Source organism: Pseudoclavibacter sp. RFBA6 (genome assembly GCF_002931575.1).
Lineage (GTDB): Bacteria > Actinomycetota > Actinomycetes > Actinomycetales > Microbacteriaceae > Pseudoclavibacter > Pseudoclavibacter terrae.
The window spans coordinates 697,172-713,498 of the sequence record NZ_PSUA01000012.1; the positions used below are offsets into that span (position 1 = coordinate 697,172).

15 protein-coding genes are annotated in these 16,327 nt (G+C 68.6%); 6 read left to right on the plus strand and 9 right to left on the minus strand.

Going from position 1 to position 16,327, the window contains the following annotated elements:
• Positions 1 to 159: 159 nt before the first annotated feature.
• On the minus strand, positions 160 to 1,899 hold the full coding sequence (locus tag C5C17_RS13230; RefSeq protein ID WP_104253806.1) for a helicase HerA-like domain-containing protein: 1,740 nt from the start codon (positions 1,897 to 1,899) through the stop codon (positions 160 to 162).
• 33 nt (positions 1,900 to 1,932) lie between these two features.
• On the opposite strand from C5C17_RS13230, the gene C5C17_RS13235 reads away from it, so the two are divergent.
• Positions 1,933 to 2,385 carry an SRPBCC family protein gene (locus C5C17_RS13235; protein WP_104253807.1) on the plus strand — a complete coding sequence of 151 codons (453 nt, stop codon included), beginning with the start codon at positions 1,933 to 1,935 and terminating at the stop codon, positions 2,383 to 2,385.
• Positions 2,386 to 2,396: 11 nt separating this feature from the next.
• On the opposite strand, the gene C5C17_RS13240 is transcribed toward C5C17_RS13235, so the two are convergent.
• The 5 genes from C5C17_RS13240 to C5C17_RS13260 form a co-directional block, all read right to left on the minus strand.
• On the minus strand, positions 2,397 to 2,891 hold the full coding sequence (locus C5C17_RS13240; protein WP_104253808.1) for an HNH endonuclease: 495 nt from the start codon (positions 2,889 to 2,891) through the stop codon (positions 2,397 to 2,399).
• 335 nt (positions 2,892 to 3,226) lie between these two features.
• Positions 3,227 to 4,267: a C40 family peptidase gene (locus C5C17_RS13245; RefSeq protein ID WP_104253809.1), complete on the minus strand. Its 1,041-nt coding sequence runs from the start codon at positions 4,265 to 4,267 to the stop codon at positions 3,227 to 3,229.
• A 196-nt stretch (positions 4,268 to 4,463) separates the two neighbouring features.
• A complete protein-coding gene (locus tag C5C17_RS13250) occupies positions 4,464 to 5,630 on the minus strand; it encodes an NlpC/P60 family protein (protein WP_104253810.1) in 1,167 nt (388 codons plus the stop codon).
• Positions 5,631 to 5,811: 181 nt separating this feature from the next.
• Positions 5,812 to 6,906 (minus strand): C40 family peptidase, encoded by a 1,095-nt coding sequence (locus C5C17_RS13255; protein WP_181028597.1) that lies wholly within the window; start codon positions 6,904 to 6,906, stop codon positions 5,812 to 5,814.
• Between the two features lie 276 nt (positions 6,907 to 7,182).
• The gene (locus C5C17_RS13260; protein ID WP_104253812.1) at positions 7,183 to 7,920 is read right to left on the minus strand and encodes a metal-dependent transcriptional regulator; all 738 of its coding nucleotides are present in this window, start codon (positions 7,918 to 7,920) and stop codon (positions 7,183 to 7,185) included.
• 76 nt (positions 7,921 to 7,996) lie between these two features.
• On the opposite strand from C5C17_RS13260, the gene serC reads away from it, so the two are divergent.
• Positions 7,997 to 9,112: a phosphoserine transaminase gene (gene serC / locus C5C17_RS13265; protein ID WP_104253813.1), complete on the plus strand. Its 1,116-nt coding sequence runs from the start codon at positions 7,997 to 7,999 to the stop codon at positions 9,110 to 9,112.
• A gap of 102 nt (positions 9,113 to 9,214) precedes the next feature.
• Here the strand turns inward: serC and C5C17_RS13270 are convergent, their stop codons facing one another.
• Entirely contained in the window at positions 9,215 to 10,441 is a 1,227-nt protein-coding gene (locus C5C17_RS13270) for a DUF3027 domain-containing protein (protein WP_104253814.1), read from the minus strand.
• Positions 10,441 to 10,824, minus strand: a complete 384-nt coding sequence (locus C5C17_RS13275; RefSeq protein WP_104253894.1) for a cold-shock protein — start codon at positions 10,822 to 10,824, stop codon at positions 10,441 to 10,443. Before C5C17_RS13275 ends, C5C17_RS13270 begins: the two co-directional genes overlap by 1 nt.
• Before the next feature lie 142 nt (positions 10,825 to 10,966).
• Here C5C17_RS13275 and C5C17_RS13280 point away from each other — a divergent pair, with 142 nt between their 5' ends.
• The 3 genes from C5C17_RS13280 to C5C17_RS13290 all read left to right on the plus strand — a co-directional run bounded on the left by C5C17_RS13280 (position 10,967) and on the right by C5C17_RS13290 (position 14,641).
• On the plus strand, positions 10,967 to 11,236 hold the full coding sequence (locus C5C17_RS13280) for a hypothetical protein (RefSeq protein WP_104253815.1): 270 nt from the start codon (positions 10,967 to 10,969) through the stop codon (positions 11,234 to 11,236).
• Between the two features lie 26 nt (positions 11,237 to 11,262).
• Entirely contained in the window at positions 11,263 to 12,921 is a 1,659-nt protein-coding gene (locus tag C5C17_RS13285) for a helicase-associated domain-containing protein (RefSeq protein WP_104253816.1), read from the plus strand.
• A 73-nt stretch (positions 12,922 to 12,994) separates the two neighbouring features.
• The gene (locus C5C17_RS13290; protein ID WP_104253817.1) at positions 12,995 to 14,641 is read left to right on the plus strand and encodes a DNA repair helicase XPB; all 1,647 of its coding nucleotides are present in this window, start codon (positions 12,995 to 12,997) and stop codon (positions 14,639 to 14,641) included.
• A gap of 19 nt (positions 14,642 to 14,660) precedes the next feature.
• On the opposite strand, the gene C5C17_RS13295 is transcribed toward C5C17_RS13290, so the two are convergent.
• Positions 14,661 to 15,476: a methyltransferase domain-containing protein gene (locus C5C17_RS13295; protein ID WP_104253818.1), complete on the minus strand. Its 816-nt coding sequence runs from the start codon at positions 15,474 to 15,476 to the stop codon at positions 14,661 to 14,663.
• 130 nt (positions 15,477 to 15,606) lie between these two features.
• On the opposite strand from C5C17_RS13295, the gene C5C17_RS13300 reads away from it, so the two are divergent.
• Positions 15,607 to 16,305 (plus strand): response regulator transcription factor, encoded by a 699-nt coding sequence (locus C5C17_RS13300; RefSeq protein WP_068479813.1) that lies wholly within the window; start codon positions 15,607 to 15,609, stop codon positions 16,303 to 16,305.
• Positions 16,306 to 16,327 lie beyond the last annotated feature (22 nt).

Here is a 16,327-nt window from a genome sequence, read left to right on the forward strand (position 1 = left end):
CCGGGCCGGTTCGGCGCTGAAGGGCGGCACCGAGTTCGTCGTCGATGTCGGTTCGAGCGCACTGAGCTGAACGACGCGGCAGCATGACGGAGGCGGGTGGCGGATCGAGGAGATCCGCCACCCGCCTCCGTCGTGCTCGGCCGGTGCGCGCTCGGCCGGTCAGCGGCGCTTCTTGAAGAGCGTGCCGAACACGCCGCGCACGACCTCGCGCACGATCGTCTGGCCGGTGCGGGAGCCGAGGAGGTCGCTCACGACATTCCCACTGCCGGTGTCCTGCCTCGCCCTGGTGGTGGTCCGCGTCTGCGTGCGCGAGCGCGCGGCCTTCTCTGCGCGCTCCCGCTCCTTCGCATCCTTCGCCGCCTGCTTCTCAGCCTCGGCGGCCGCAGCTTCCGCGCGCTCCCGTTCTGCCGCCGCGTTCATCTTCGCCGTGAGCACCTCGTGCGCCGACTGCGGGTCGAGTACCGGCGAATACCGCGGGTACAGGGACGACGAGGCGACCAGCTGGCGGAGGCCCTCTTCCGGGGTCGGCGACATAGAGGCCTGCGGGGCCCGCAGCCGAGTCCAGGCGACCGGTGAGGGAGCGCCCTTCTCGTTCATGACCGTGACGATCGCCTCACCGGTGGCGAGCTGCGTGAGCACCGCTTCGAGGTCGTACCCGCTCTTGGGATACGTGCGCACCGTCTGCCGCAGGGCGGTCGCATCGTCCGGCGTGTGCGCGCGCAGCTGGTGCTGGATGCGCGAGCCGAGCTGGGCGAGCACGTCATCCGGCACGTCCTTGGGCGTCTGCGTGACGAAGAAGATGCCGACGCCCTTGGAGCGGATGAGCCGAACGGTCTGCGTGATCTGCTCGATGAACGCCTTCGACGCGCCGGAGAAGAGCAGGTGCGCCTCGTCGAAGAAGAACACGAGCTTCGGCTTGTCGAGGTCGCCGACCTCGGGGAGCTCGTTGAACAGATCCGCGAGGAGCCACATGAGGAACGTCGAGAAGAGCGCCGGGTTGCTGGCCACGCCGGGCAGCTCGAGCAGGCTGACGACCCCGCGCCCGTCGTCCGTCACTCGCAGGAACTCACGCGTGTCGATCTCGGTCTCGCCGAAGAAGATGTCTGCGCCCTGCTCGGAGAAGTTCACGAGCTCCCGCAGGATCACGCCGGCAGTCTGCTTCGAGAGCCCGCCGATCCCCTCGAGCTCGGCCTTGCCCTCGGCGCTCGTGAGGTACTGGAGCACCGTGCGCAGGTCCGAAAGGTCGACGAGTGCGAGCCCGTGCTCGTCCGCGAAGTGGAAGACCAGGCCGAGGCTCGACTCCTGCGTCTTGTTGAGGCCGAGCACCTTGGAGAGCATGAGCGGTCCGAAGCTCGACACGGTCGCGCGGATGGGAACGCCGACACCGCGCCCGCCGAGGGAGAACACCTCTGTCGGCGCGGCTGCGGGCACCCAGTCCTGGCCGATGCCCCGCGTGCGCGCGAGCAGCTTGTCGTTCGGCTCGCCCGGGGTGGCGATGCCGGACAGGTCTCCCTTGATGTCGGCCGCGAACACGGGGACCCCCGCCGCCGAGAGCTGTTCTGCGAGGACCTGCAGGGTCTTGGTCTTGCCGGTGCCCGTGGCCCCGGCGACGAGCCCGTGTCGATTCGTCATCGCAAGCGGGATGCGCACGGGCACCCCTGGGACGGCCTCGCCGTTCACGATGGCGCCGATCTCGAGCGCAGCCGCCTCGAACGCGTACCCGGCACGCACGGCCTCGAGCTGCTGCTCGTCCAGCGGACCGGATGCGCTCGCCGCGGTGGCGGTGGCGGGATCGGGCTCGGTGGCCGCGGAGGCCTCTGCCTCGGCGGCGGCGAGGGCGGCCGTGGCTTCCTCGAGTGCTCTGCGTGCGGCTTCGATACGGGCATCGGCGTCAGTCATGGCACCAGGCTAGTCACTCCTAGACTTGGTTCCATGCCTCAGCTGGAAGCGTCCGTGATCGTGCCACTCTCCCCCGACGAGGCGTTCGCGCTCGCGCACACCGTTGGCGAGGCACGCAGCTGGGACCCCGGCGTCGTCCGCAGCCAGTACATCCGCGGTGCAAGCGCACCCGCCCCCGGCGCGCACTTCTTCACGAAGACGCCGAGCGGGCGGCGCATGATCCTCGAGCTGCGGGTTGTGCACGCACCGCTCATGAGCTCCGCTGAGATGGTCAAGGGCCCGGCCTGGCTCGCCTCGTTCGGCGAGGGCTGGCGGTTCGAGGCGGTCGACGGCGGCACGAAGGCGACCTGGAAGTACACGTACAAGCTCGCGTCCCCGGTCTTCGCCTCGACGCTGGGAGCGGCGACGAAGCCCGTGTTCGAGCGCGAACTGCAGGAACGTGCAGAAGCGTTCGCGTCGAGAGCAGATGAGCTCGCGGCCAGCTGACCCCGAAACCGCTAGGCGGCGGGCAGGTAGGCCGCCCACTCGGGCAGCTCGCGCTCGACGCTGCGCGGCGACCAGCCGGTGGCCCGCGGTGGGCGCGGGGTGAGGCGGAGTCGCCACCCCATCTCCCCCGGAGTCTTGTCGCCCTTGACGTTGTTGCACCGCAGGCAGCATGCGACGAGGTTCTCCCAGCTGTCGCGCCCTCCTCTCGAGCGGGGCAGGATGTGGTCGATCGTGTTCGCGAACCCGTCGCAGTAGCCGCACCGGTTCGCGTCCCGGCGCAGCACGCCCTTCCGGCTGACGGGCTGCATGCGCGCCATCGGCACCCGCACGTACCTCGTCAGCAGGATGACGCGGGGCCGCTCCCAGACCCCGCTGGACGCGAGCACCGGATGCTCCTCATCCACATCGATGACGCTTGCCTTGCCATGGAGCACCAGCACGAGCGCCCGCCGGTCGGAGACCACCCCGAGTGGTTCGTAGCCTGCGTTCAGGACAAGAGTTCGCATCGCGGACCTGCTTTCGCATCCGTACGAAAAAAGGGCACCGCCCGGATCGGCGGCACCCTTGAATCGAGTAGGTAGATGGACTGACGAGACTCGCCGGCCTGTATTCGCATGGTCTGACAGGCTTCACCGCTCTGGTAGACGTCGAGGGCTGAGCACGCGCGCGCATCCGTGGCGTGGATGCTGCTGCGTGCCCTCATTGACGCTCCCGAGTGTCGTCGATCTGGCATCAGCGTAGACCACGCATGCAGAATGCGGGAGGGGCATCTTCGCTTGTTCACGGGCCGGAAAGGCCCGAGACAGGAAGCTGCCCCTCCCGCATCAGGAGGACCGTGGGGTCAGAGGCGCACGAAGTAGTAGCTGCCGCCTGCGTCGAGGCCGCCGAGCTCGACCATGCGGCCCTCGGTCGGAGCGTCGATCATCTGTCCGTTGCCGGCGTAGATGCCCACGTGGAAGTTCGGGAAGATGACGAGGTCGCCCGGCTGCGGGTCGGAGACTCGCGTACCGGCGGCTGCCTGCGCGCTCACGCCGTGCGCGACATCCACACCGTGGAGGCCGAAGACGTACTTCACGAGTCCGGAGCAGTCGAACCCGTCTGGCGTCGCTCCCCCGAACACGTACGGCGAGACGCCGATGAACTGCGAGGCGGTCTCGACGACGCTTGCGCCGACAGTACTCTGTCCGGTCGCACCGCTGGCGTCAGCCCTCGTCGCGTCTTCCGAAGTCGCCTCGGTCGTCGGCTCGGGCGTCGCCACGGCGGCGACCTGGTCTGCACTGAAGCTGACGACCGATGTCTCGGTGCGGTCGGTGACGGTCTCTGGTGCCGGGACGGCGGGGGTCGCGTCGGCGACAGCATCGGCGATGGCCGCCTCGACGGACGCCTGGTCGTTCTGCGCGTCTGCGTTGGTGTCGTCGGAGGTGCCGTCCTGGGCTGCGACGGCGCTGGAGAGGCTCGCCTCACTGGCCGGAGCGGCCATCGTGCTCGGCACGATGGCACCTGCGGTCGTGACCGCGGCGAGCGAAGCCGCGACAGCGAGGCCGCCAGCGATGCGACGCCGGGCGACGAGCTGCTTGGGGCGTGGGGCACGGATCGTCATGGCACGCTCACCAGCGAACGATGCTGGCACCACGGATCCGGCGGTAGTCGTTCCGGCGGGCGCGGCGGGTACCTGCTCGGCGGGGACGACCGAGAGCAGCGAGGTGATCGCGTTGCGCTCGATGCGACCGGTCTCTTCGGCCTGAGCGGGTGCGGTGGGCTGCGGGCTTGCGACAGAGGCGAACGCCGATGCGCTCAGCGAGGTCGTTGCGTCCGCGACGGGGCGCACACCGGTCTGGCGTTCGATGGCGCGTGCCTCGCGACGAGTCAGCGTGGTGCTCATGGATTTCCTTCGGGTGGAGCTGAGCACCGACCGGTGCCCTGGACTCCGAAGAGCGTATCGGTTTATAACGAAATTGTCACGCTGGGATCACAGAAGCATCCCAAAAGACACGTTTGCATAACAACAAATGACGCCGCGCACAGCAAATGCTGTGCGCGGCGTTGTGGTTCAACGAGCCGGAGCTCGCTGGACAGCTCTAGTTGAACGTGTAGTAGACAGGGTTGCTCCACCAGATCGAGCGGTACTGCACGACCTTGCCGCCGTAGCCGGGTGAGTCGATGACCATGCCGTCGCCGGCGTAGATGCCGATGTGCGCCCCAGGCTGCACGACGAGGTCGCCGGGCTGGGGGCTCGAGGTCTGGCGGGCGCCGGCGATCTGGTTGCTGACCGATCCGGAGAGCGAGATGCCCTGCGTGGCGTAGACCGCCTTGGTGAGGTCGGTGCAGGCAGGGAAGTAGGAGCCGACGTAGCTGTGTGCGGCGGCGATCAGGCTCGACGTGTCGACGTTGCCCGACCCCCCTGCGGATGATCCCGATGAGGATGACGACGAGGTCGTCGAGGTCTGGCTGCTCGTGCCGCCGCCAGACGAGGTGCTGGACGAGGTCGACGACTCAGCAACAGGCTCCTGCGTCTCCTCTGGAGTCGGAGTCGGAGTCGGAGTCGGGGTCTCGGCGACCGCGGCCAGGTCGTCGCTCGAGATGGAGACGACCGTCGAGTCAGTGCGGTCGACGGCGACTTCGGGCGCCGCGACGAGGGCGGCTTCCTCGGCGGGCGCGGCCTCAGCGGCGGGAGTGGTGGTGGCGTCGGCGGGAGCAGCAGTCGCGTCCGGCGCGGTCGCTGCGACCAGGTTGGCCTGCGACTGCACCTCACTCGACCCGTCCGCGACAGCTGCTGGGACGACGATGCCTGCCGTGGCGGCTGCGGCGACCGTCGCGGCGGCGGCGAAGCTCGCGGCCGTGCGGCGGCGACCGCGGGCGACGAGGGCGGCTGGCTTGGCCGCACGGATGCTGACCGCTCGGCCCGTGAAGGCCTCCGAGATGGCGGTCACGTCGGCCGAGGGCGCGTCGTCGGACTGCTCGGCGCGGTCGACCGCGGGCGCAACGGGAAGGACGGAGACGAGCGAGCCGTGCTGGTTGCGCTCGATGCGAGCCGTGTCGTGCACGGATGCTGCTGTGGCGTCAGGACGCGAGGCCTTCGTGGCCGAGAGCTCGGCGATGGACGCGTCGATGACCGGGGCAGAGGCCCCGGTGACTGCCGCGGGAGCGGCGGCTGGCCTGACTCCGGTCTGCCGCTCGATCGCGCGGGCTTCGCGGCGGGTCAGCACCTTGGTGCTGTCCGTGCGCGGGGTGCTCGATGTGCTCAAGACTTCTCCTCGGGTGTTTTCGAACACCGTTGGAACCGGCATCCTCGACGTGTTCGAGCCTACACAAAGGTCACAGAATTGTCACGACCAGGTCACAAATCAATGCACGCGGAATCACGGAGCAATAACGACGAAACGCGCCCAGCCAGAGCTGGACGCGCTTGTCGAGGTGAGTCGCTGCTTAGCGGAGCGTCACGTAGTAGGGGCTACCCCATGAGATAGAGCGGTACTCCACGGAGCGCCCGCCGTAACCCGGGTCATCGATGACCATGCCGTTGCCAGCGTAGATGCCGATGTGCTCGCCGGGCCAGACGACGAGATCGCCGGGCTGCGGGTTCGTGGTCGGCGTCCCCATGGCTGCCTGCGCGGAGACGCCGCGCGGAAGCGAGATACCGACAGCCGCGTACGCGGCCTGCGTGAGCAGGTCGCACGCACCGAAGTGTGATCCCACGTAGCTCATGGCCGCCGCAGAGACACTCGAGGAGTCAACGCTCTGACCTGCGGTCGATGCCGAGGTGGCCTGGCCGGAGGTGCTTCCACCGGTGGACGTCGTACCGCCGGTCGATGCGCGGGTGTCTGCCGTTGCCGTGGGCTCAGGAGTTGCGACGACTTCGGCGACCTGGTCGCTCGAGAACGTCACGACACTCGACTCGGTGCGGTCGACGGCAACTTCTGGAGCCGCGACGAGGTCGACGGAGACCTGCTCAGCAGCTTCCTGCTCGGTTGCCTCTGCCGTTGCGCTGGGCTCGGCGGCCGGGGTCTCGGTCTCGACCGTGGTCGCACCAATGAGGTTGGCCTGCGCCTGGCTGGCGTCATTGCCGTCGGCAACAGCCGCGGGAACGACGACGCCCGCCGTGGCGATTGCCGCGACAGTCGCGGCGGCGGCGAAGCCACCTGCCGTGCGGCGACGCTGTCGAGCGACAAGCGTCGCAGGCTTGGCCGCGCGGATGCTCACGGAGCGGCACGCGAATGCCTCGGGGATCTCGATGACATCGGCGAGCTTCGTCTCGACGGCCTCATCGCCAGCGACCTGGGGCAGTGCCGTGGTCGTGGGAAGCACGGAGACGAGCGCACCGAGTTCGTTGCGCTCGATGTGTGCGGTGTCGTGCACAGACGCAGAGGGCGCTGAGGTGATCTCTGCGACCGAAGCCTCGATCACCGGCGCGGACACACCCGCGACACCGACGGTCGCCACCGGGCGCTGGCCCGTGAGGCGCTCGATCTCGCGAGCCTGGCGTCGCGTCAGCGGTGCCGTGGCGTTCGAAAAGTTTTCCAAGTCGTTCCTCCAGCGCCTGACTCCTGGGAGCCGATCCCGCTCTTGCCTGTTACCAGGGGAAGCTAGGTCGAGGAGCGGGATGCGGCGCCTCGGCCTGCCAGCTATGCAGATTGCATAGCTCATGACTCGGACAACACTAGTGGAAAACCTGTGAATTGTCACGCTTCGGTGTCAGAACCCTAACGCCGCGGTAACGATGCCCGGAATAGAGCGGAAGTCAGGCGCTTCGAGGTCCGCAGAATGCGGAGGAGATCTTCAGCTGGCCGTGACCAGATCTCAGCCTAGCGCACCTTCGGGGCTCAGGATCGCATCCACGTAGACGTGCTCTGCAGTCTCCAGCGAGACCTCGACACCGATGCCGCCTGAGGCAGGCAGGAGACCGATCCAGGCACCGCGACGCTGCAGCGTGACCTGGGTGCCTGGGAGGACCCCGGCCTCGCGAAGCAACGTGAGCGTCTGCAGATCGGACTGCACCGGCTCGCCGAGGCGACGCACCTTCGCGAGGACCGGCTCGGTCGACGTCGCGCCGCTCGCCGCGACCTCGAGCAGCGTCGAGACGCTCACGACTCCGGACAGGAAGTCCTCTGCGGGCTCGGCACCGAACTCGTCGAGGCCGGGAATCGGCGTGCCATATGGCGACTCGCTCGGGCGACCGAGCATCTCGAAGATGCGCTGCTCGGCCTCGTCGCTCATGACATGCTCCCAGCGGCAGGCCTCTTCGTGCACCTGTGCCAGGTCCAGGCCGATCACGTTCGCGAGAAGCCCCTCAGCGATGCGGTGCTTCCGAAGCACCCGCGTGGCCTTCGCGCGACCGTCGATGGTGAGCACGAGCCTGCGGTCGCTCGCGACGGAGACGAGTCCGTCGCGCTCCATGCGGGCGATCGTCTGCGACACCGTCGGCCCCGAGTGGCCGAGCCGCTCGGAGATCCGAGCGCGAAGCGGGGTGATGCCCTCTTCCTCGAGGTCGAGAATGGTGCGGAGATACATCTCCGTGGTGTCCACCAGATTGGTCACGCCCCGCCACCTCCCGTTGCATTGGTCCGCCAAGCCTAGCGGCGAGCGAGGCCACTCGCGCGCATAGGCTTGCAGCATGCCTGACATTCGCATCCCGACTGAGTTCATTCCGCTCGACGGCCGATTCGGCTGCGGCCCGTCGGTCGTACGGCCCGCACAGATCGACCACCTCGTCGCAGGGGCCACGAGCATCCTCGGCACCTCGCACCGCCAAGCGCCGGTGAAGGACCTGGTCGGCCGGGTCCGCTCCGGGCTCTCGTCGCTCTACCGACTTCCCGACGGCTACGAGGTCCTCCTCGGCAACGGCGGGTCGACCGCGTTCTGGGACTCGGCCGCTTTCGGCCTGATCTCCGACCGCGCGCAGAATCTGACGTTCGGCGAGTTCGGCGGGAAGTTCGCCAAGGCCGCGGCAGCCCCGTGGCTCACGGCCCCCGACGTGCGCTCCGCCCAGCCCGGCACCATCGCCGCCCCCGAGGCCCTCGCCGGCGTCGACGTCTATGCCTGGCCGCACAACGAGACGTCGACGGGCGCGATGGCTCCCATCCGCCGCGTGCACGGCGACGAGGGCGCCCTGACCGTCATCGACGCGACGAGCGCTGCCGGCGGCGTCGACATCGACATCAGCGAGACGGACGTCTACTACTTCGCTCCGCAGAAGAACTTCGGTTCGGACGGCGGCCTCTGGATCGCGATCGCGTCGCCCGCCGCTCTCGAGCGCATCGAGCGCATCGCAGCCTCCGACCGGTACATCCCCGACTTCCTGAAGCTCAGCAACGTGGTCGAGAACTCGCGGAAGAACCAGACGCTCAACACTCCCGCGATCTCGACGCTCCTGCTCCTCGAGGCCCAACTCGACTGGATCAACGGCAACGGCGGACTCGCCTGGGCCGACAGCCGGACCCGCACATCCTCCGGGATCATGTACGACTGGGCCGAGGCCTCGGCGCATGCCACCCCGTTCGTCGCGAACCCGGCGGAGCGCTCGCAGGTCGTCACCACGATCGACTTCAACGACGACGTGGACGCCGCCGCGATCGCTGCGGCACTCCGCGCCAACGGCATCGTCGACACGGAGCCCTACCGCAAGCTCGGCCGCAATCAGCTGCGGGTGGCGACCTTCACCTCCGTCGACCCCGACGATGTCCGTCGTCTCACCGGTGCCATCGACTACGTGATCGAGCACCTGGGCTGAGTCGATCTCGCGCGGAGAGCGAGCAGCGACGACGAAGAAGGGGCGTCACCAGCAGCTGCTGGTGACGCCCCTTCTGGCTCCGCGGAAGGCGCCAGCGTCGGACTAGTCCTCCGTGCGAGCCGAGTCCGCGGCGGGCGAGTCCACGGCCCCCGAGTCGTCGGAAGCGGCTTCTGGCTCGAAGTCGACCCCATCGAGCACGTCGTCCATGTCGTCGGCGAACTCGCGGATGTCGGCGGCTTCGCCGAATTCGACGGGGTCCCTCGCAGGAAGCTCGTCCTCGCTTCTCGGCACGACCACCACGCGGCGGCGCTTGCCACGAGCCTTCGCCTTGGCGGCGGGCTCGGCTTGCACCGCAGCGACGGCGGACCGGTCGGAGTCGACGGACTCGTCGGCAGCGCCTCCCACATCCGCTTGGACGTTGGGAGCGGTCTCCACCGACTTGACGGCCTTCTTGCGCTTCCGACGGTCAGGCTTCTGCGCGGGGCTCTCGTCGGACGACTCGTCCGGCTTGCCATCGGCCAGCTCGACCGCCTCGGGGCTGGCCTGGTCGACGCGCTTGCGCCGCGACTTCTTCGGCTTCCCCTCGCTCGGTGCTTCGTCGACGGGAGCGCCGGACCCTTCCTCGGGAGTGCCGCCGCGGTCAGAGCTGCCAGCCCCGAGGTCGTCTCCGGCCTCCGACTTCGACTTCTTGGCAGACTTGTCCTTCTTGCGCTTCTTCTTCTTCGGCTTCTCAGCCGCTGCGCCCGAGTCGACGTCCTCCGCAGACGCATCCGCAGACGAGAGCTGACCCGGCTCGGCAGTGGCCTCGTTCTCCCCCTGCTCCGCACCTGTCGGCTCGACCTCGGCGGTCCCGTCGGCACCGATGCGGCGGCGCGTGCGAGTGCGGCGGATGCGCTTGCTCGACTTCGGAGCAGGCTCCTCGCCCGTCACCTCGGCCGGTTCGACGCCGCCCTCGACCGCTTCGCCAGCCTCGAGCAGCTGCGCTGCCTCGTAGTCGGCGAGTCGGTCGGACCACGGCACCCACGAGGGTGCGAGCAGCGCTCCGTCCCCGGGCAGAAGCTCGACCTCGAGCACCGTCGGCTCCGCCTGGTCGACGAGCCGAACCAGCGAGACGTTCCAGCGCCAATCCGGATATCCGGGCAGACGCGTCGTGTACTGCAGGGTGTAGACGCCATCATCCGTCTCCGGGACGACGGCGACGAGCTCGCCGAGCTCCGAGGCCGGCGTCACGTCCAGCAGCGCGGCCCACGCGAGCCGTCGCGACGGTTCGAGCTCGGCCGCGTCGAGAGCGACCCCGAGCGGGGCTGGAAGCACGGCCTCGTTCGTCATCAGGCGTCCAAGTCGTCCGCGACGCGACGGAGCATCGCTGCGATCTTCGCGCCCTGCGGCTTCTCTGGGTAACGGCCTCGACGCATCGCGCCGCCAACCGTGTCGAGCAGCTTCACGAGGTCCTCGATGATGACCGCCATGTCATCAGGCGACTTGCGCTGGATGCGCGCGACGCTCGGTGGCGCCTCGAGGACACGAACCGACAGCGCCTGCGCACCGCGTCGGCCGTCGGCGATGCCGAACTCGAGCTTCGTTCCCGGGCGCACCGACGAGGTCCCTGCTGGCAGCGCCGTCGCGTGCAGGAAGATCTCCTGACCGTCGTCGGCCGCAATGAAACCGAATCCCTTGTCCTCGTCGTAGAACTTCACCTTGCCGGTGGGCATGGCCATCTCCTTGTTCGGCGCGTAGAGCACCAGATCGAACTTTCACAGGCGGGGTGGCGAACTGCGCCTCCCCTGGTCGACCGCGGCGTGCGGCTGATCCGAACCAGTCTACGGTGGCGCGCATGTCGATTAGTCTGGTTCGGTGACCTCTTCCAACGGCGCCCCCATCGCGAAGGGCGAACGCATCCTCGCCTTCATGTCCCTCGGCATCGCGGCGATCTCGTTCATCGCGCTCCTGGTGCTTCTCGCGACGCCACTTCTCGGCATCGAAGTGGACGCCACCAATCCGATCTGGCCGACGCTGCTCTTCGTCACCTACCTCGGCTTCCCGATCGCGTTCCTCCTCATCCTGTCGCTCATCATCTGGCGCGTCGTCGCGAACCGACGTTCGCGGGGCAGGTCCGAGAACTGATAGACGCCTCCCCGAGCGCGCTGCGGGTGCTCCAACTCCTCCGCAGCCTCGATCGCACCGACCTCGCCGCCCTCGCAAGCTGGCGCAGGTTGTCGATGCGCGGCTCGAACGGGGCCATGGACATCGCCGAGGCCCTCGCAGATGAGGTCGCCATCGGCGAGGCCGTGGCCAGGCTCGGCTGGCGGGATGCGTCCCGCTTGGCCTCTGGCTCCGTGGAGGCACTGCAGCGCGCACGGCTTCGAGGCCTCGCCGTCGGAACTCCGGAGGCACCCGAGCTCCTGCCCGCCGCGTCCGCCGCCCTCACCCGACAGCTTGCCGGGTCGGGCGACGATGCGAACATCGAGCAGGCCGACCTCGCTCCGCTCCCGCAGGCCACCGAGCGCGCCCACGGCGCAGCCCAGCTCGCGGCAGACGCGATCGCCTCGCTCGACCTCGCCCCGCGCGCCTACCGGGACGGTCGGGGTGGCCTGCAATTCGGCGCTACGACGGTCCGGCGCATCGCCGCCGAGCTGCACACCGAGCAGACCGTGCTCTCGCCGCTCTTCGAGTGGATGCTCGACCTGGGCCTCTGCAGCCCGGTCGCGGATGCGATGCGCCCGACGGCCGCCGGGCGCACGTTCAGACTGAGCGCTCCGCTCGATCGCTGGCGCCGACTGGCCGAGTGCTGGCTCGCCGAGCTCAGCGTGGCAGACCGCGCAGGACTGCTCAGCGACAGCGCGAGACACGCGACCCCGCAGACGGAGCTCCTCGGGCTGACCGTCGAGGGCCGGCTCAGCCAGCTCGGGCTCCTCCTCGCGCACGACGACCTCCCTGCTGCGGCCGAGCTCCTCGCGTCCGCGCTCCCTGAGGAGGTGGCGGGCGTCTATCTGCAACCCGACCTCTCGATCATCGCGCCCGGCCCGCTCGCCCCCGTCGACGAGCAGGCGCTGCAATCGGTGGCGTCCCTTGAGCGACGAGGTCTCGCGTCGAGCTACCGCCTCTCCGAGGCGTCCGTCACGCACGCCCTCGGCACGGGCCTCTCCATCTCCGACATCGAGGCGACGCTGGCGAGACTGTCCCTCACGGGCATCCCCCAACCGGTCGAGTACCTGCTTCGCGAGGCCTCCAACCGGCACGGCAGGGTCCGGGTCCGCGAGCATCCCGTGAGGCCGGGGACCATCGTCACGAGCCAGGACCCCGCCCTCATGGACGCGCTCCGGGTGGATGCCGCGGTCGCTCCGCTCGGGCTGCGTCAGTCGGGGGAAGGCGCGCTCGTCTCCTCGGCGTCTCGCGACACCGTCGTGCTGATGCTCCTCGACGCCCGGTACCCGGCGAGCGCCGAGAACGCCGAGGGTCAGCTCGTTCCCCTGCGACCGAGGGAGACGGCCCCCGCTCGGGAGCTCGGCCCCAGCGACGCCGCACTGCGCTTCGCGGATGCGCTGCACGACGAGGCGACCCGGCTCGATGCCGGTGACGACGCGCAGACCTGGGTGCAACGGCAGCTGGAAGTGGCCAGGCGAGCGAAGAGCGAGGTCACCGTGCGCGTGGACCTCGGCGGCGGCAAGGAGACCACGCTCCGTCTCGTGCCGATGAGCGTCGCGGCGGGCAGACTGCGAGCGCGCGACCTCGCGGCCGACGTCGAGCGAACCCTGCCCATCCGCGCGATCCTCGAAGTGCAGCTCTCCGAGCAGCCGGACGTCGAGTAGCCACCCACGCATTCTCAGCGCGTCAACGACAGGCACTCAGGCGCACGGACGTCGACGAGTATGATCGACCGTTATGGCACTTGGACCGTTGATCGTACAGAGCGACAGAACTGTCCTGCTCGAAGTGGCGCATCCCGACGCTGAAGCAGCCCGCCACGCGCTGGCCGTGTTCGCCGAACTGGAACGCGCGCCCGAGCACATCCACACCTACCGCATCACGCGCCTCGGGCTCTGGAACGCACGCGCCGCCGGGCACGAGGCCGACGAGATGCTCGATGTGCTCGAGCGCTTCGCGAAGTTCCCGGTCCCCGCCTCGGTCTCCGCGGAGATCCGCGAGACGGTGGCGCGCTACGGCAAGCTCGTCATCTCCCGAAACGATGACGGTGAGCTCATCGTCTCCAGCGACGACCCCGCCGTGCTCCTGCAGATCTCCAAGGCCAAGCACGTCGCGCCACTTCTCGAAGGACCGACGGGAGAGTCAGGATTCCGTGTCCAGGCGTGGGCCCGCGGCGAGCTCAAGCAGCAGCTCGTGAAGCTCGGCTGGCCGGCGGAGGACCTCGCCGGGTACACCCCTGGCACGCCGCACGCCATCGCGCTCGACGAATCCGAATGGCAGCTGCGCGACTACCAGCGCTCCGCCGTCGACCATTTCTTCGAGGGTGGCTCAGGGGTCGTCGTGCTCCCCTGCGGCGCCGGCAAGACCCTGGTGGGTGCCGGCGCGATGGCGACCGCGTCCACGAGCACCCTCATCCTCGTGACGAACACCGTCTCCGCGAGGCAGTGGCGCGACGAGCTGCTGCGTCGAACCACGCTCACAGAGGAAGAGATCGGCGAGTACTCGGGAGAGATCAAGGAGATCAAACCCGTCACGATCGCCACGTACCAGATCCTCACTGCGCGCCGGAAGGGTGTCTACACGCACCTGTCGCTGCTCGACGCCCTCGACTGGGGCCTCATCGTCTACGACGAGGTGCACCTCCTCCCGGCCCCCGTCTTCAAGCTCACCGCCGAACTGCAGGCGCGGCGACGACTCGGCCTCACCGCGACGCTCGTGCGCGAGGACGGCCGCGAAGGCGACGTGTTCAGCCTCATCGGACCCAAGCGGTTCGACGCCCCGTGGAAGGACATCGAGGCGCAGGGCTACATCTCGCCGGCCAAGTGCTACGAGGTGCGCGTCGACCTCCCATACGAGACCCGCATGGAATATGCGGCGGCCAGCGACGACGAGCGCTACCGCATCGCCGCGACGGCGCCGGCCAAGCACGAGCTCGTGAAGGCCCTCATCCGCAAGCACGAGGGTGAGAACATCCTCGTCATCGCGCAGTACCTCGACCAGATCGACAGCATCGCCGAGGAGCTCGGCGTGCCCAAGCTCACGGGCCAAACACCCATCGCCGAACGCGAGGAGCTCTTCCAAGCGTTTCGCGAGGGACGTGAGAAGGTGCTGGTCGTGTCGAAGGTGGCGAACTTCTCTGTCGATCTCCCCGACGCCTCCGTCGCCGTTCAGATCTCCGGCTCGTACGGGTCGAGGCAGGAGGAGGCCCAGCGCCTCGGCCGCCTGCTGCGTCCGAGCTCGAGCGGCGTGACCGCGTCGTTCTACACGCTCGTCTCACGCGAGACGGTCGACCAGGACTTCGCGCAGAACCGGCAGCGCTTCCTTGCCGAGCAGGGATACTCGTACGAGATCTTGGACGCCGACGCGATCCTCGCCCCTGCCTAGCACCCACCGTCCGCACCGATCACACGCGGGCGAGCAGCTCCACGTGGGTCATGACGAACTCGGCATCGCCGTCCTCGGCCCACGCGGACCAGGCGTCGGCGATCTGCTGGAGATCGCCCGCCGAGGCGATGCCCCTGGCACGCGCGTCCTCCGCGAAGCGGGAACGTGTGGCACGCTCCGCCCAGGTGGATCCCCACCACTCTCGCTCGTCGGGCGTCGCGAAGATCCAGGCGCTGGCCGTCAGGCGCGTCTCGTCGAGGCCAGCGGCCCTCGCCCAGCGCCGGAGGAACCGTCCGGCATTCGGCTCGCCGTCGTTCGAACGCGCGACACGGTCGTAGATCGCGAGCCAGTGGTCGAGGGCCGGGAGCTGGGGAGACCAGACGCAGGTCCCGTAGTCGACGTCCCTCACCGCGATGAGCCCGCCTGGCTTCGTCACGCGGCGCATCTCCCGCAGGGCGGCCACCGGGTCGGCGAGATGCTGGAGCACCTGATGCGCATGCACCACATCGAACTCGCCGTCAGCGAAGTCGAGCGCGTAGACGTCCCCGAGGAGGAACCTCGTGCGAGTGTCCCCGCGATCGGCGGCCGCGGCACGCGCAACGCCGAGTGGCTCGTCGACGACCTCGATGCCCGTGACCTGCCCGGTGCTCCCGACCCGGCCTGCGAGGTCGAGCGTTATCGAACCGGGCCCACAACCGACGTCGAGCACGCGCATCCCCGCTTCGAGCTCGGGAAGCAGGTAGGCGGCGGAGTTCTCCGCCGTGCGTCGACCATGCGATCGAAGCACGCTCGAGTGATGGCCGTGGGTGTACCTCGGTGCTGCGGAGTCATCCATGTCGGCACAGTAGCGCAACGGATCACGCCGACCGTGCGCGCATGCGCGACCCAGCAGATTAGCGCACCCGCATAGCCGAGACACCGCGCGCCGTCAGACTTCACTCAGACGGCGTCAAGATACTTAGTGCATGACTGATGGCCCCAAGATTCTCGTCGTTGACGACGAGCCAAACATCCGCGAACTCCTGTCGACCAGCCTGCGTTTCGCAGGGTTCATGGTGCGTGCCGTCGGCAACGGCGCCGCCGCGATCTCTGCCGTCATCGAAGAGGAGCCCGACCTCATCGTCCTCGACGTCATGCTCCCAGATATGAACGGCTTCGGCGTCACCAAGCGCCTCCGCGCATCCGGGTACACGAGCCCCATCCTCTTCCTCACGGCGAAGGATGACACCGACGACAAGATCGAGGGCCTCAACGCAGGCGGTGACGACTACGTCACCAAGCCATTCAGCCTCGACGAGATCGTCGCCCGCATCAAGGCGATCCTCCGCCGCACCATGCAGGCCGAGGAGGAAGCGGTCATCCGCACAGGCGAGCTCACCATGGACCAGGACACCCACGAGGTGTTCATCGGCGACGAGCCCATCGAGCTCTCCCCCACGGAGTTCAAGCTGCTGCGCTACCTCATGCTCAACCCGAACCGCGTGCTCTCCAAGGCGCAGATCCTCGACCACGTCTGGGAGTACGACTTCAACGGCGACGCCGGAATCGTCGAGTCGTACATCTCCTACCTGCGTCGCAAGCTCGACCAGTTCACCGAGGAGCCCCTCATCCAGACCAAGCGCGGCTTCGGCTACATGCTGAAGGTCTCCGGGGCCAAGGCCTGACAGAGGTGACCAGGCTCGGTCA